The following is a 947-nucleotide window of genomic DNA, read 5'->3' as shown; positions in this document are numbered from 1 at the left end:
TAGGGCCTGTTGGGAAAGTGCTGGTCACAGCCACTCATTGAGGACTGCGACCAGCACGGTCGCCTCGTAGCGGACGGCGAGCTTGTCGTACCTCGTGGCCACGGCCCGGTGGCGCTTGAGGCGGTTGATCCCGCATTCGACGGCATGCCGCTCGCGGTAGTCGGCCCTGTCGAACTTCGGTGGTCGGCCGCCTCGCGAACCGAGCTTCCGACGGTTGCGGACGCGGTCCGCGGGAACCGGGATGGTCGCCTTGATACCGCGTCGTCGCAGGTAGGCGCGGTTACGGCGGGAGTCGTAGGCCTTGTCGGCCCGCACCCGGTCCGGTCGCCGGCGCGGCCGGCCGCGTCCCAGCCGGGGCACCCGGATCGCCTCCAGGACCGGCTCGAACTGCGGGGAGTCGCCTCGCTGCCCGGCCGTGATCAGCACGGACAGCGGCTTCTGCCCCTGCTCGACAGCGAGGTGGATCTTGGTGGTCAGTCCGCCCCGGGAACGTCCCAGGCCGTGGTCGGCCGGCTCGATGGCGAGGCCGCCGGGCGGCTCCTTCTGCAGGTCCCCTTTTTCGACGCCCCGGCGGCGTGCTGGTGGGCCCGGCAGACGGTGGAGTCGACGTTCACCTCCCAGGTGATCAGGCCCTGCGCGTCCGCCTCGGCCTGCAGCCGGGTGACGATGCGGGCCCAGGTGCCGTCCCGCTGCCAGCGCCGGAACAGGTCATACACCCGGTCCCACGGGCCGTAGCGTTCCGGCACGTCACGCCAGGGAGCACCGGTCCGGGTCCGCCACCGTATGCCGTCGATCAGCTGCCGCCGCGTCCACACCGGCGGACGGCCTGGCTTGATGCCTCGTGGCAGCAACGGCTCCAGCCGGGCCCACTGGTCGTTCGTCAGATCACCACGTCCCACAAGATGTGATCATCCACAACCAAGATCGACTTTCGCAACAGGCCCTAG

1 protein-coding gene is annotated in these 947 nt (G+C 70.2%); it reads right to left on the bottom strand.

The features are described from left to right. Positions 1–24 precede the first annotated feature (24 nt). Positions 25–899 (bottom strand): IS5 family transposase gene (locus IE271_RS41090; RefSeq protein ID WP_190195503.1). Its coding sequence is split into 2 segments (ribosomal slippage): positions 25–552 and positions 555–899, totalling 873 coding nucleotides; the frame shifts between segments, so codons are not numbered across the junction. Between the last annotated feature and the right edge of the window lie 48 nt (positions 900–947).

Origin of the sequence: Streptomyces minutiscleroticus (assembly GCF_014650875.1) — a bacterium.
In the GTDB taxonomy this organism is placed as follows: domain Bacteria; phylum Actinomycetota; class Actinomycetes; order Streptomycetales; family Streptomycetaceae; genus Streptomyces; species Streptomyces minutiscleroticus.
Note: the sequence above shows the minus strand (reverse complement) of the source record. Positions and strands in the feature narration are given on the sequence as shown.